We start from the raw sequence: 13,024 nt of genomic DNA, 5'->3' as shown, positions 1-13,024 counted from the left end.
CGATGTGTTCAGGGCCGGGCACGGCCCCGGGGTCACCGCGGACCAGCGGTGTCCAGGACCCGGTAGTGGTACCGCCCCGCCTCCGCGAAGCCCGCTCCCTCGTACAGCGCCCGCGCCCCCGCGTTGGCCGCCACGACGAGCAGGTAGGCGCGCCGGGCGCCGTTGGCGTGACCCCATCCGAGCAGGGCCGCGAGGATCTGCGAGGCGTACCCGCGCCTGCGCGCGTCGGGGCGTGTGGCCATGCCGTAGACGCCCATCAGGTCCCCCGTCAGCGCCGCGCAGCCGCGCGCGGAGCCGTCCTCGCGCACGGCGTGCGCCATCCCCGCCCGGGCCATGATCCGCGCGGTGACATCGGTCTCACGCGTCCCGTCCCCGCCGGGGCCGTACTCCGGCCCCTTCCCCACCACGACCGCGCCCGTCCCGCTTCCAGGCCGCCCCGGGAGGTCCCGGGCCAGGACCAGGCTCGGCTCCACCACCCGGTAGCCCCGCTCGGCGAGCCGCCCGTCGAGTCCTTCGTCACCCGGCCACACCTGGACGACGGCGCTCAGGCCCCGCTCCCGGTAGAACCGCCCGGGCTCGTCCGGGTCCGCGTCGGGCGCCAGCGCGACCGCCGAGTTCGCCCTCTTGGTCACCCCGTGGCTGTACCCCAGCCGCCACCCGGACCGCTCGGCCACCTCCAGCGCGGGCCAGTCCCGCGCCACCGCCCGCGCCCACCCGCCACCACCGTCGGTCACGCCACGAGCCCCCTGTTTCCCTCGGACAAGCCGTTCCCCGGCCGCCTCGCGGGTACCGCGCGGAAAGCCGCTTCCGTCGACCAACGTACTGATCGACATCGACGACCAGGCACTCGAGCGGACCGCGGGGAAGACCCGCGCCGTTCCACTACGATCGTGACTCCGAGACGGTCGCACCGTAAGGTCCCCTCATGCTCATCCTCCTGCCGCCCTCCGAGGGCAAGGCCGCCTCCGGCGGCGGCCCCCCGTTGGACCTGGCGGCGCTGGGGCTGGCCGAGGCCAACCCCGCGCGAAAGGCCGTCCTGGCGGCGCTGGAGGAGGTCTGCGCGCGGCCGCCGGAGGAGGCCCGCGCGGTTCTGGGCCTCACCCCCGGCCAGGCCACGGCCGTCGAGCGGAACCGGCGGCTGCGGACCGCGCCGGCCCTGCCCGCGGCCGAGCTGTACACCGGGGTGCTCTACGACGCGCTCCGGCTGCCCGAGCTGCTGGCCGGCGGCTCCGCCGCGCTGACAGCCGAGTCCGTACTCGTCTTCTCCGGCCTGTGGGGTGTCCTGGAGCCCACCGACGCCGTCCCTCCGTACCGGCTTTCCATGGGAGTCAAGCTGCCGCCGCTGGGCGCCCTGGGCGCGTTCTGGCGCGCGCGCCTGACCGACGCGCTGACCAAGCGCGCCGCCGGCCGGCTGGTGGTGGACTGCCGCTCGGCCGCCTATGCCGCGGCCTTCCGCCCCGACGCCGCGACCGCCGCGCGCACCGCCACGGTGCGGGTGTTGAGCGAGACCGTTGTGGACGGCGTGGTCCGGCGGTCCGTGGTGAGCCACATGGCCAAGGCCACCCGGGGGGCGATCGCGCACTCCCTGCTGGCCGCCGGGCTGTCCCCGGCGACCCCCGGGGAACTGGCCGAGGCCCTGACCGGCCTGGGCCGCACCGTCGAACTCACCCCTCCGACCCGCGGGGGCCGACCGTACACGCTGGACGTCGTCGTACCCGGATGAGCCGGATCCCCGTCCCCCTACTCGCCCGAGGTGGTGACCGATGCCCCCCGTCGCGCCCTACAACCCGAACATCCCGCCTCCGCCCAATCCCTACACCAACGCCCCGCCCGCGCTGACCCCGCGCGCTCCCGTCCGGACCGCGACCGGCACGGTGGTGCTGCACTACCTCGGCGGACTGGGCGCCATGCTGGTCATGACGCTGATGTCGGCCCTCGGGATCGGCGAGGGCCACATCATGTTCCACGTCCTGTTCCTCGGCCTGGTCGGCGTCGGCCTCCGCCTGGTGTTCGCCAGGGGCCAGCGGACCGACAAGGCGCTGGGGAGCGGCCTCCTCACGGGCGCGCTCGGGGCGGCGGCGACGGCCGTCGTGCTCGCGGTCACGGGGGGATGACCCCCCGCGGGGCGGGCGCGGCCCCGCTCAGGCCAGGCCGAGGCCACGCAGGACGTTCAGGAAGGCCTTCGGATCGTCCCACGTCAGTGGGTGCGTCCGGTTCCCCACCTGGTACAGGTGCCAGCGGGCCCGGTTCTTGTCCGAGGTGTTGTTGAAGGCCCAGCCGAACAGGTGGTTCGCCTCCAGGTCGCGGGGGTGCGCGACGGGCGCGGCGCACCACTTGTGGGCGGCGGTCCGCAGCTCCGCGGCGACCTCTCCCTCGTAGTACCTGGCGGGGGCCCTGACCGCGGAGAAGAACCGCTTGCGGTCCACCAGGTCTCCGATCACCCCTGCGGCCCTCTCGTAGTGAGCGAGGGCGATCATCGAGGTCAGCGGGTGCCCCGGGGGCGCCAGGTCCACCGAACCGCGCGCGAACTCCAGCATCTCCTCGTGCGAGCCGCCCCATTTGGCCGCGAGCACCTGGACCCGCCCCCAGTGCGCGGGGTACAGAGTTGGGCAGCGCTCGACGACGTGCTGCCAGATGCGGTCCTTCTCCTCGCGGTCCAACTGCAGGCCGAGGGCGAACCACTGCAGGCACTCCCACGGCACCGGGTCGTCGGGGGCGATCTCGGCCGCGGCCAGAAGCGGGTCGCGGGCCCTGGCCAGTATCGCGAAGAACATCTTGAACCGGTCCTGGCCGACCGTCCTGGCCAGTCCGTCGCCGCGGATCTTCCACGCCTCGTCGATGAGGGTGCGCCCCAGCCAGAGCAGGATGTCGGCGGCGTCCTCCTTCGCGGTGTCCCGCGTGAGCAGGGCGTGGATCCGGCCGCTGCGGCCGACCGCCGCGTCGCCCAGGGCACCCACGTACAGCGCCCGCAGCTCGGGGTCGGCGCGCGACTCCCCGAGCAGGGTCAGCCCGGCGGTGAGGTGTCCCTCCCGGACCGCGTCGACCCCGGCGTCCAGCGCCGGATCGTTCCAGCAGCGGCCGACGACGATGCTCTCGACGTCGGGATCCCGCGTCTCTCCGGCGCCACCGCGCCCGTTCTGCCCCATGGACACAGAAGCGTACCGACCGAACCGTTCGGGCAGAACGGCCCCGCGTCCCGCCCGATCAGGCCAGCCGCAGCCGCTCCAGCGTCCCGTGGAACTCCTGTCCCGCGCTGCCGCCGCCCATGTACTCCCACGGGACGCCGTGCACCCGGTCGCCCACCCCGGCCAGGTGGCGGCGGGCGCGCTCGTCGTCGCCGCAGTCGGCCAGGATCGCGCCGAACAGGTGGTGCGCCTCCAGGTCGCGGGGGTGCGGGAGCATCCCGTTCTCCCACTTGTCCGAGGCCGCCTGGAGCTCCCGGACGGTCCCGGAGTCGTAGTGGGCGACGGAGAACCTCACGTACGCGCGGGAGAACCGCCGCTCCAGCAGGGGCTGGCGCTCGCACAGCAGATACTCGGCGTGCGCCAGGGGCAGCATCGCCGTCAGCGGATGCCCGTGGGGCGCGGCCTCCACCGACGAGCGGGCGAACGCGAACATCTCCTCGTGCGAGCCGCCCCACTTCTCACTCAGGATCTGCAGCCGCCCCCAGTGGGCCGGGAAGAGCGTCGGAACGCGCTTGCCGATCTCCCGCCAGATGGAGTCCTTGGCGTCGCGGCCGAGCTCCAGCCCCAGCGCCATCCACTGCAGCGCCTCCCACGGCACCGGGTCCTCGGGTTTGAGCTCGGCGGCGGCCAGCAGCGGGTCGCGGGCGTTGAGCAGGTTCGCGTGGAAGAGCTTGAACCGGTCCGGGCTGACGCTGTCGGCCCAGCCGTCGCCCCGGATCCGCCAGGCCTCCTCGATGACGGTGCGGCCCAGCCACAGCAGGAGGTCGGCGGCCGCGGCGTCGGCGGTCTCCTCGGTGAGCAGCGCGGCGATCGCGTCGCTTCGCCCGACCGCGGCCCGCCCCAGCGCCTCGACCCGCTGGGCCCGCAGCTCCGGGTCCTTGCGGGTCTCGCCCAACAGCGCCGTCCCGGCGGCGAGGTAGCCCTCGCCGACCGCCTCGACGCCCACGTCCAGCGCCATGTCATGCCAGGTCCGGTCGACGATGTAGTCGGGGACGGCGTTCTTGTTCACGGCGCGGCCACGCCGTCCGAAAAGCCCCATGGCAACTGAGAGTAGAGGGTTTTGCGCCCGGGAGGCGCCGCGGTCCGCGCCGCCGGGGGCTTTCGGCTCTCCGAGACCCGCTCGGGACGGCCCACCGCGGAGCGGCGGAGGGCCCACGCGGATCCGGCCCCCAAGACCCCTGGAACACGGCATGGCGGACGCCCCAGGAGGGGGAAACCTCCGGCGTCCGCCGTTCCCGGCCGGGAACGCCGCACAGGTCACGAACTGGTCTCGATTTTTATCCCCGTCATACACCCTCGACGGCATCATCGGGGGTGTCCGGTGAAGGGGATCATCAGACAGAGTTCCGACGGCGCCACGCACGGGCTTCGCCACACCCGCGCGAGCGGCACACGACCGCCGGAGCCGACGTGAACGGGCCGACCCCCTCTCGACGAGACGGGGGGTCGGCCCGGCAACGCCGTCCGTCTCCGGCGCCCAGCCCCTAGTCCAGGTAGTCCCTGAGCACCTGAGAGCGTGACGGATGCCGCAGCTTGGACATCGTCTTGGACTCGATCTGCCGGATCCGCTCCCGGGTCACGCCGTAGACCTTGCCGATCTCGTCCAGCGTCTTGGGCTGGCCGTCGGTGAGGCCGAAGCGCATCGAGACCACGCCCGCCTCGCGCTCGGACAGGGTGTCGAGCACCGAGTGCAGCTGCTCCTGCAGCAGGGTGAAGCTGACGGCCTCGCCCGGCTGGATCGCCTCGGAGTCCTCGATGAGGTCGCCGAACTCGCTGTCGCCGTCCTCGCCCAGCGGGGTGTGCAGGGAAATCGGCTCGCGACCGTACTTCTGCACCTCCACGACCTTCTCCGGGGTCATGTCGAGCTCCTTGGCGAGCTCTTCCGGAGTGGGCTCGCGCCCCAGGTCCTGGAGCATCTGGCGCTGGACGCGGGCGAGCTTGTTGATCACCTCGACCATGTGCACCGGGATGCGGATGGTGCGCGCCTGGTCCGCCATCGCACGCGTGATGGCCTGGCGAATCCACCAGGTCGCGTACGTGGAGAACTTGTATCCCTTGGTGTAGTCGAACTTCTCGACCGCGCGGATCAGCCCCAGGTTGCCCTCCTGGATCAGGTCCAGGAAGAGCATTCCGCGGCCGGTGTAGCGCTTGGCCAGCGACACCACCAGGCGCAGGTTCGCCTCCAGCAGGTGCTTCTTGGCCCGGCCGCCGTCCTCGGCGATCCACTCCAGCTCGTCGCGCGCGTCGAAGGAGAGGACGTCGCCCTCGTCCGCGAGCTTCTCCTCGGCGAAGAGGCCCGCCTCGATGCGCTTGGCGAGCTCCACCTCCTGCTCGGCGTTGAGCAGGGGGACCTTTCCGATCTGCTTGAGGTAGTCCTTGACCGGGTCCGCGGTGGCCCCGGCCGCGACGACCTGGGCGGCGGGCGCGTCGTCGTCGTCGTCGTACAGGACGAAGGACTCGTCCTCGGAGCTCGACCCCGTCTTCTCGGGGGTACCGCCCTTGCCGGTCTTGCCGACCGGCCCGGCGACGACCACCTCGGGCTTCTCCTCGGTGTCCTCGACCAGCTCGAGGTCGGCGCCGCCGTCCTCGAACTCCTCGTCGGCCGCCTCGAGGCCGATCTCGACCTCGTCGTCCGCCTCGATGGGGACCTCGTCCCCGGCCCCCTTGGACGCGCCCTTCTGCGCCGGAGCGGCCTTGGCCGCGGTCTTCTTCGCGGTGGCCCGCTTTGCCGGCGCGGCCTTGGCGGTGGTGGCCTTGGCCACCCGCTTCTTGGGCGCGGCCGACTTGGCCGGAGCCTCTCCCGCGTCGACCACGGCGGTCACGGTCTCCGGCTGCTCCTGAGCCGCGGCCGCGCGCTTGGCGCGGGTGGTACCGGTCTGCGCCGCCGCCCGGGGAGCGGTGGACGTCTTGCGTCGCGTGGACTTGCGCCGGGTCGGTGCGGACTCGGCCGCGCCGACGACGAGCGTCACGCCTTCCTTGGTCAGGCTGCGGAGCACGGCTTGAGCCTGCGACATCGGAATGTCGGCCTCTTCGAAGGCACGGCGCACGTCCTCGGGCTCAAGGTACCCCTGGGACCGCCCACGCTCGATCAGCTGCTGGATGACTGGCTCTTGCAGCGACTCCGGCTGCTTAGAGCGGGTCGAACTGGCAGGTGACACAAACACCTCTCGAACGGACGTGTGGCGAGATTGCTGGACTCGACGACCCGAGGAGTCGGGAAGGAAGGTGCTTCGCTTTCCTGGCTCAAGCCCGAGAGCACCCCGCGGGCGCGGGGACCACTGAGTTTTCTTGGTCGAGCGTATGTGCCTTCTCTAGCGTTCCGGCACATCTGCCCACTAAGATTTTCACCGCAGACCCGACAGGTTCGCGGTTGAAACGTTCAATGGACGGGTTCGGATCATCCCCGCGCGGAGCGGGGACCACTGTGGATCTTTTCCCACCTTAGACAAGGCGGACGGGTTCTTCGCACTGCTGACTGCTCGCGCGGTTCGGGCTCACGCTGCGGGAACGTGAACGGCGAGCAGGGTTACGTCGTCATCCTGCTCATACCCCGCGAGCATCCTCTCCACAAGGTACTTCAGGATTTTCTGTGGATCGCCCACCACCTCCGCCGGTGCTTGCGACGCTACGGTAACAAGTTCCTCGAGACCCGCTCCCGCGGAACGCCTGCGGTTCTCTACTAGTCCATCGGAGTAGAGCACGAGGGTGTTACCGGGTGGGACGAAAAATTTGTGGTGCTCTCTGGGAAGGGGCATCCCCAGCGGGGTCGAGGGGTCGGTCTCCAGCAGTGAGGGCTCCCCGTCCGGGGCGATGAGCAGCGGCGGGAGGTGCCCCGCGTTGGCGAGGTAGCCGTGCCCGCTCCCGGGCTCCAGGACGAAGTAGATCAGCGTGGTGATCTGGTCGTCGCTCTCGGTGGCCCCGAACATGTTGTCCAGACCGGTGAGCACGTCGGCCGGCTCGGGCATGCTGAAGGCCAGGGCGCGCAGGGCGTTGCGCACCCGGCTCATACCGGTCGCGGCCTTGATCCCCTTGCCCATGACGTCGCCCAGCACCCCCGAGATCCTGCCGTCGGGCAGCCGGAACGCGTCGTACCAGTCGCCGCCGACCTGCACGTACTTGGTGCCGGGGTTGTAGAGCTTGGCGAGCCGGATGCCCTGCACCTCGGGCAGGTCCTCGGGCAGCAGGCTCTTCTGCAGGGCCTCGGCGGTGCTGTGCTCGCGCTCGTACAGCAGCGCGCGCTCCAGGGCCAGGGCGCACTGCCCGGCCAGGGCCTCCAGGAAGGTCTTCTCGTCCTCGGAGACCTCGCGGGGCTCCTGGAAGGAGAACCGCAGCGCCCCGATCGGACGCCCGGCGCTCATCAGCGGCAGCGCCACCCACGCCCGCTCGTCCGCGTGCCGGAGGTAGGCCGCGGCGTTCTCGTGCTCGTCCAGCAGCTCCAGCAGCGCCTCGGGCGAACCCGCGATGACCGGCTTCCCCTGCCGGACCGCCAGGGTCATCGTGCTGAGGAACTCCAGCCCCATCTCGCGGGGCGGGGCCCCGGGCACGTCGGGGATGCTCTCGGGGTTGAGCACGTGCAGGCGGAGCCGCTCCCGGTCGAGCTGCGCGACCGCGGTGCGGTAGACCCCGACCGCGGTGTCCCCGATCTGGGTCATGACGTGCACGACCTGGTCGACCGTGAGCGCCTCGGCGAGGTCGGCGGTGGCCTTCTGCAGCCGGACCGTGCGCATCGCGGCCTTCTCCAGCTGCTGGGTCAGGCGCTGGCGCACCTCCGCGGTGTTGTGCTGGTTGGTGACGTCGGCGTGCGTGCCGACCCACTCCAGCACCTGCTCGCCGCGCAGCAGCGGTACCGCGTGGGAGCGGTAGTACCGGTACTCGCCCGAGCGGACCCGGATCCGGAGGGTGGCCTCGAAGGGCGTACCGTCCTCGACGGCGTCGCCCCAGGCGAGCCTGGCCCGCTCGCGATCGTCGGGATGCACCGCGGCGAGCCACCCGCCGTCCAGGTACTCCTGTTCGGACTGGCCGGTGAGGGAGCGCCACTCGCGGCAGTCCTCGTGCGTGCGCCCGTCCGGCGCGGCGGCCCAGACGATCTGGTTGCCGGCCTTGAGCAGCGCGCGGTAGCGCTCCTCGCTGCGGCGCAGGGTCAGCTCCGCCTTGTGGCGCTCGCTGATGTCCACGGCGATCAACGCTGCTCCGGTGATGTCGCCCTCGATTCCGTAGGCCGGGAACCACGACATCGCCCAGTGCCGGTCGTCGTCGGGCTGGTGCGGTGTTCCGCCGATGAGGTGGTGGTCGCTGTAGACCACCGGCTCCCCCGCCAGGACCGCCGAGAGCGCGCTCTCGTGGGCAGCGGCGTCGGAGGGGTCCAGCACCTCCGACGGGGTTCGGCCGTGGCAGTCGACGGCGGAGCGGGCGTAGATGGTCGCGAGTGTGCGGTTGACGCGCTGGAAGCACAGATCAGGGGTGAAGAAGGCGAAGCCGATCGGCGCCTCTTTGAGAAGGGTCTCCAGTAGTGCGGCGTCGACTGGGTTCATGGGGGCGACCCGGGGAAACGGAACGGACGTCTCGGTGCTCATCGGTGACACCTCCGGGGTCCTTTCCCCGTGGCCATAGGGGGATTTATGACTGTTGAACGCATACGGCGCGCCGGCGGCCACCGCATATGCCGGAAGCACTGCATACGTCCGACCACGCACGCGTCCGGCCGGCGATCGCGGTGACCATCCCCTCGTTCCGCACGGTCCGGACGGGAGACCGCCTGGCGCCGGGGACCGGACCGGACTGCGCTCTCGCCTGCCACCGCACCGCCTCAGCATAGGACACCACGGCCTGATCACGCCGGTCCGGCCGAGGCGTCCGGCCCACGGCGCTCGCGGAAAGTAAATAATATGCGTTAACTCACCAGGATATGGAAGGTTCGACCATTTCGGTCATCTCTTTCCTGGAAAACCGCACCTTCACCAGGATGAACGCCCCATTGGGGACGCGCTCGGCAGCGGATTCGGATCCGACCGAAAACCGAAACACGTCCTTTCTCCTTCCCCCGCCTCTCCACCACCCCCCGGAACGGACGCGGCTCCGCCGAAGAGCACACTTCGATCGCGTCCGGGGCACGAAACGGCCTGGAAGCACCCATGGTGACACAAAGGCAGAGTAAGACCTGTGCAGTCAGGCCTTGACACCCTGTTTCGACGTTGTGAAATGGATGGTGGTCACCGTCGAGGCCGATTCCAGAGGGGGCGTGCGCGGATGCTCAGGACCTATCAGCCCGTCGACTTACAGAGAGTAATCATTCGATTGCGAATGGAGTTCAAGTCGCTTCCGCAGCGGTCGGTGGAGCGCTGCGTCACCGACACCTGGAGATGCGCCGAGCATCTCGGGTTCGAGGTCACTCCCCGTCTCGTCGAACGCGTCGCCCGGGAGCACCTCCGGGCACTGGTCAAATCCGAACCCCCGTCCGCGGCACGGCCCCGTCCAGGCGACCATGACCGCTTGAGCTGAACCCGGCCTGGCCCGCCCCTGGCCGACGGGGCGGGCCCGGCCGCGAGCCCGAACCGCGCGACCCGGCCGAATCGCCCTGGCTTCCACATGCCTTGTCATACCCTCGTTGGGTGTCACTACCGTCCCCTCCTCTCGAACCGGGCTCCGCGCCGCCGCCCGACGAGGTGTTCGCCGGGATGCTGCGCACGTCCCGGGCCCTGCTGGCGATGCGGCACGCGCTCGACGCCGAGCTCGTCGTCAGTGAACTCCTGGGCTCCTGGCAGGGGCCGCGCGTCCACGGGATCGACGCCAACCGCCTGATCGGCGAAGGCCTGCTCGACTACGCCCGCCGCGACGCCACCCCCGCGGCGCTGGCCCTTCTCACCGGCGTCGCCTCTCTGGGCGCCAGCCACCGGCACCGGATGAAGGCCGGACGCGGCGCGCGAGAACTGGTGGAGCGCGGTATCGCCCGTCCCCGGTGGGCGTCCTCCCCCAACACCGCCCGCCCCGTCGAGGCCTACGTGTCCCGGTCCAGGTTCGGCGACACCGACGAACTCGTGTGCACCTACCGCTACGAGCGCGACTACGACGCCGAGGACACCGAGCACGCGCTGATCACCGTCATCGACCACAACTCCGGAGGCATCCTGCGCGACGCGTGGGTCAGTACCAAGGTCGACCGGCTGCTGCGGCACTGCACCGAGGAGGCCGACGCCAACCCGATGGCGTCCTTCGCCCCGCTCTCCCTCGAGCGGGCGCACACCCTGCTGAACGCGGCGATCGAACGGACCGACCGGCTGGTGGCCGCCACCGCGGAGGAGGACCCGGGGTACGAACCGGGCCGCGCCCTGACCTCGCTGCTGGCGTTCATCCGCGCGCGGGCACGCGTGCTGCCCCGGGAGGAGCCGGGCAGGGCGGGATCGTGGCGGCGGGACCGCCGCGCCACCCTGGCCGCGCGCTTCCTCGCCTCTGACGCCGCCGCCGACCTGTCCGACAGCTACGCCGCCGGACGCTGCGCCGAGCACATCATCGACTACGGCTGCGACGCCGACTTCGGCCGCCCGCTGCGGGTGAGCCCGCGCAAGGTGGAGACGTTCATGCTGGAGTGGCTGCCGCGGCGGGTGGTGCTGCTGCCCGAGGAGCAGGAGGCGATGCCGCACGTCCTGGCCGCGTGGATCCGCTGGGCCGGGCCGTTCCAGGGCCTGCCCGAGATCGCGCTGCACGCGACGGTCGACGCGGTGTGGGAGGCCACGGCCGTGTTCACCGAGTCCTACTGGGACCCCTCGTCCACGTTCGGGCTGCGCCGCGAGGTGCTGAACCGGTTGCTGCCCGACGGGGACCTGTCCGCGCTGCCCCGCCGGATGTTCGCCTTCCCGCTGGTGGACGTGACGACGGGGCTGGACGAGGACGGGTTCGACCCCACGACCGCGGCCGGGCGGCGCGCGCTGCTGCGGCTGGACCACTTCGACGCGTACGACGTCCCGCCCCGGACCAGGGGTCGGCACAGCGCTGTCCCCGAGCCGGCCGAGGAGATCCTCGACCCGGTCGACGAGGAGGCCCTGGCCGCACACGAGCGGCTGGCCGAACGGCTGTGGAAGGGCGACCCTCCCAACCTGTGGCGCGCGGTCCAGCGGCTGCTCGACCGCGGGCACACCCGGTCCGCGGTCCTGGAGACGCTGCTGGGCGTCCTCGGCGACACCGAGGACGAGTCCGCCCTGATCAAGGGTCTCGACGAGCTCTGACCGCCCGGGGTGCGGGGTCCGGGCCCCGCACAACCGGCGGGCGGCTCAGTGGAGCAGCCGCTCGCGCAGGGCGTCGACGGTCGCGGGGTCCAGGCGCAGGCCCTCGGCCACGTAACCGTCGAAGCCGCCGTAGACCGAGTCGATCTCGGCGTAGGCGGCCTCCAGGTACTCGGGGCGCACCTCGATCATCGGCCGGACCGTCGCCGGGTCCAGGCCCTGACCGCCGACCAGCTCCATGATCCAGTCCATCAGCCCGCCGAGCCTGGCGTTGCTGGCCAGGTAGTCCTCCAGGACGTCGTCCTTGGGCACGCCCAGCAGGCCCAGCAGCAGGGCCGCTCCCCATCCGGTCCGGTCCTTGCCCGCACTGCAGTGGAAGACCAGCGGCAGCGGCCCGTACGCGGCGCGCTCGACGAGCTTCCGGTACGCGGCGCACGCGTCCCGGGTGCCGACCAGCATCCGGTTCACCTCGAGCATGAACCGCTCGGCCCCGTCGTCGGCCAGGACCGCGCGGGCCCGGTCGGGGTCCGACAGGATCGCCGCGAGGTCGGCGCCGGTGGAGTGGTTCCTCTGCACGTCCAGGACCACGTACTCCGCCCCGTCGGGCACCCGGTCCACGCCGCGCTCCCGCTCGAACACGGTCCGCAGGTCCACCACCTGCCTGAGTCCGAGGCCCGACAGGATGGTGAAGTCGTCGTCGTCCAGCCGGGCCAGCGAGTCCGCGCGGTACAGCAGACCGCGGCGCACCCGCGCGCCGCCGCCCGCCGTCGACCCGGCGAGGTCGCGGAAGTTGGGTGCGGTGCCGAGCACCGGCTCACGTCCAGTCACGGACGCGACGATACCGACCCTCCGGACGCGGGGGCGCCCAGGGTTCCGTCCAGGAGTTCGGGGATCTGCTCGCCGGCCTCCTTGACGTCCTTGACGGTGTCCACGCCCCGCCAGAAACCGTCGATCCGGTAGCCGAACAGCTTTCCCCGACCGGCCAGGTCCGGGAAGGTGCTGGACTCGTGGTCCCCCTTGACCGGCAGCAGCGGGGTGGCCTCCGGCTCGAAGACGTAGACGCCCGCGTTGATCCAGAACGGCAGCAGCGGGCTCTGCGTGAAGCCCTCGATCAGGCCGCTGTCGGTGACGTCCACGATGCCCCAGCTGGTTCGGTACTGGGCCAGCGCCAGGGTGATCAGGCCGCCCTTGTCCCGGTGGTAGGCGGTGAACTCGTCCAGCGGGAACCAGGTCAGGACGTCGCCGTTGAGGGCGAAGTAGGCGGCGCCGGCGTCCCTGAGCCCCGAGGCCGCGAACCGCAGCGCGCCGCCGCGGCCCAGCGGCTCGTCCTCGACCAGGAGCGTGACCTCCGGGCCCTGGGCGCGCGCCGAGAGGTGTTCGCGCAGTACCTCGGCCTTGTAGCCGCAGGAGACCACCACGTGCTCCACTCCGTGCCGACCGAGCCATTCCAACTGGTAGTCGATGATCGGCCGGTCGGCGACCTCGACCATCGCCTTGGGGCGGGTGTCGGTGTAGGGGCGGAGGCGGGTCGCCTGCCCCCCGGCGAGGATGACGGCCTGGCGAATGGGTTCGCTGGAACGACTCATGAGCCGGACCCTAGCAGGGGCGGCCTTCCCCGCACCC

General features: G+C 71.6%; 11 protein-coding genes. 4 read left to right on the top strand and 7 right to left on the bottom strand.

What is annotated here, in order from left to right; genetic code table 11:
* Nucleotides 1-32: 32 nt before the first annotated feature.
* Complete coding sequence (locus EV190_RS18100; RefSeq protein ID WP_243742653.1) at nucleotides 33-734, bottom strand: GNAT family N-acetyltransferase; 702 nt, start codon at nucleotides 732-734, stop codon at nucleotides 33-35.
* Nucleotides 735-925: 191 nt separating this feature from the next.
* Between EV190_RS18100 and yaaA the strand changes: the two genes are divergently transcribed.
* Both yaaA and EV190_RS18090 read left to right on the top strand, forming a co-directional pair.
* Nucleotides 926-1,723, top strand: coding sequence for a peroxide stress protein YaaA (yaaA, locus tag EV190_RS18095; RefSeq protein ID WP_133742776.1), 798 nt, complete (start codon nucleotides 926-928; stop codon nucleotides 1,721-1,723).
* A 40-nt stretch (nucleotides 1,724-1,763) separates the two neighbouring features.
* Nucleotides 1,764-2,114: a hypothetical protein gene (locus EV190_RS18090; protein WP_133742775.1), complete on the top strand. Its 351-nt coding sequence runs from the start codon at nucleotides 1,764-1,766 to the stop codon at nucleotides 2,112-2,114.
* 27 nt (nucleotides 2,115-2,141) lie between these two features.
* Here the strand turns inward: EV190_RS18090 and EV190_RS18085 are convergent, their stop codons facing one another.
* The 4 genes from EV190_RS18085 to EV190_RS18070 form a co-directional block, all read right to left on the bottom strand.
* Nucleotides 2,142-3,146, bottom strand: a complete 1,005-nt coding sequence (locus tag EV190_RS18085) for a hypothetical protein (protein WP_243742652.1) — start codon at nucleotides 3,144-3,146, stop codon at nucleotides 2,142-2,144.
* 58 nt (nucleotides 3,147-3,204) lie between these two features.
* Nucleotides 3,205-4,194 (bottom strand): hypothetical protein, encoded by a 990-nt coding sequence (locus tag EV190_RS18080; protein WP_133742774.1) that lies wholly within the window; start codon nucleotides 4,192-4,194, stop codon nucleotides 3,205-3,207.
* A 475-nt stretch (nucleotides 4,195-4,669) separates the two neighbouring features.
* Nucleotides 4,670-6,286, bottom strand: coding sequence for an RNA polymerase sigma factor (locus EV190_RS18075; protein WP_243742657.1), 1,617 nt, complete (start codon nucleotides 6,284-6,286; stop codon nucleotides 4,670-4,672).
* A gap of 393 nt (nucleotides 6,287-6,679) precedes the next feature.
* The gene (locus tag EV190_RS18070; RefSeq protein ID WP_133742772.1) at nucleotides 6,680-8,758 is read right to left on the bottom strand and encodes a SpoIIE family protein phosphatase; all 2,079 of its coding nucleotides are present in this window, start codon (nucleotides 8,756-8,758) and stop codon (nucleotides 6,680-6,682) included.
* A 673-nt stretch (nucleotides 8,759-9,431) separates the two neighbouring features.
* On the opposite strand from EV190_RS18070, the gene EV190_RS24165 reads away from it, so the two are divergent.
* Nucleotides 9,432-9,683, top strand: a complete 252-nt coding sequence (locus tag EV190_RS24165) for a hypothetical protein (protein ID WP_133742771.1) — start codon at nucleotides 9,432-9,434, stop codon at nucleotides 9,681-9,683.
* Between the two features lie 176 nt (nucleotides 9,684-9,859).
* Nucleotides 9,860-11,404: a hypothetical protein gene (locus EV190_RS18060; protein WP_133742810.1), complete on the top strand. Its 1,545-nt coding sequence runs from the start codon at nucleotides 9,860-9,862 to the stop codon at nucleotides 11,402-11,404.
* Nucleotides 11,405-11,449: 45 nt separating this feature from the next.
* Here the strand turns inward: EV190_RS18060 and EV190_RS18055 are convergent, their stop codons facing one another.
* Nucleotides 11,450-12,229, bottom strand: coding sequence for a tyrosine-protein phosphatase (locus tag EV190_RS18055; protein WP_243742651.1), 780 nt, complete (start codon nucleotides 12,227-12,229; stop codon nucleotides 11,450-11,452).
* Nucleotides 12,226-12,987: a nucleotidyltransferase family protein gene (locus EV190_RS18050; protein WP_133742770.1), complete on the bottom strand. Its 762-nt coding sequence runs from the start codon at nucleotides 12,985-12,987 to the stop codon at nucleotides 12,226-12,228. Before EV190_RS18050 ends, EV190_RS18055 begins: the two co-directional genes overlap by 4 nt.
* Between the last annotated feature and the right edge of the window lie 37 nt (nucleotides 12,988-13,024).

It is taken from the genome of Actinorugispora endophytica, from assembly GCF_004363075.1.
Classification (GTDB): Bacteria; Actinomycetota; Actinomycetes; order Streptosporangiales; family Streptosporangiaceae; genus Actinorugispora; species Actinorugispora endophytica.
Note: the sequence above shows the minus strand (reverse complement) of the source record. Positions and strands in the feature narration are given on the sequence as shown.

Excerpts from the sequence above, each read along its gene's own strand:
- yaaA (WP_133742776.1), top strand. The coding sequence starts at position 926 with ATGCTCATCCTCCTGCCGCCCTCCGAGGGCAAGGCCGCCTCCGGCGGC.
- EV190_RS18090 (WP_133742775.1), top strand. The coding sequence starts at position 1,764 with ATGCCCCCCGTCGCGCCCTACAACCCGAACATCCCGCCTCCGCCCAAT.
- EV190_RS18085 (WP_243742652.1), bottom strand. The coding sequence starts at position 3,146 with ATGGGGCAGAACGGGCGCGGTGGCGCCGGAGAGACGCGGGATCCCGAC.
- EV190_RS18070 (WP_133742772.1), bottom strand. The coding sequence starts at position 8,758 with ATGAGCACCGAGACGTCCGTTCCGTTTCCCCGGGTCGCCCCCATGAAC.
- EV190_RS24165 (WP_133742771.1), top strand. The coding sequence starts at position 9,432 with ATGCTCAGGACCTATCAGCCCGTCGACTTACAGAGAGTAATCATTCGA.
- EV190_RS18060 (WP_133742810.1), top strand. The coding sequence starts at position 9,860 with ATGCTGCGCACGTCCCGGGCCCTGCTGGCGATGCGGCACGCGCTCGAC.
- EV190_RS18050 (WP_133742770.1), bottom strand. The coding sequence starts at position 12,987 with ATGAGTCGTTCCAGCGAACCCATTCGCCAGGCCGTCATCCTCGCCGGG.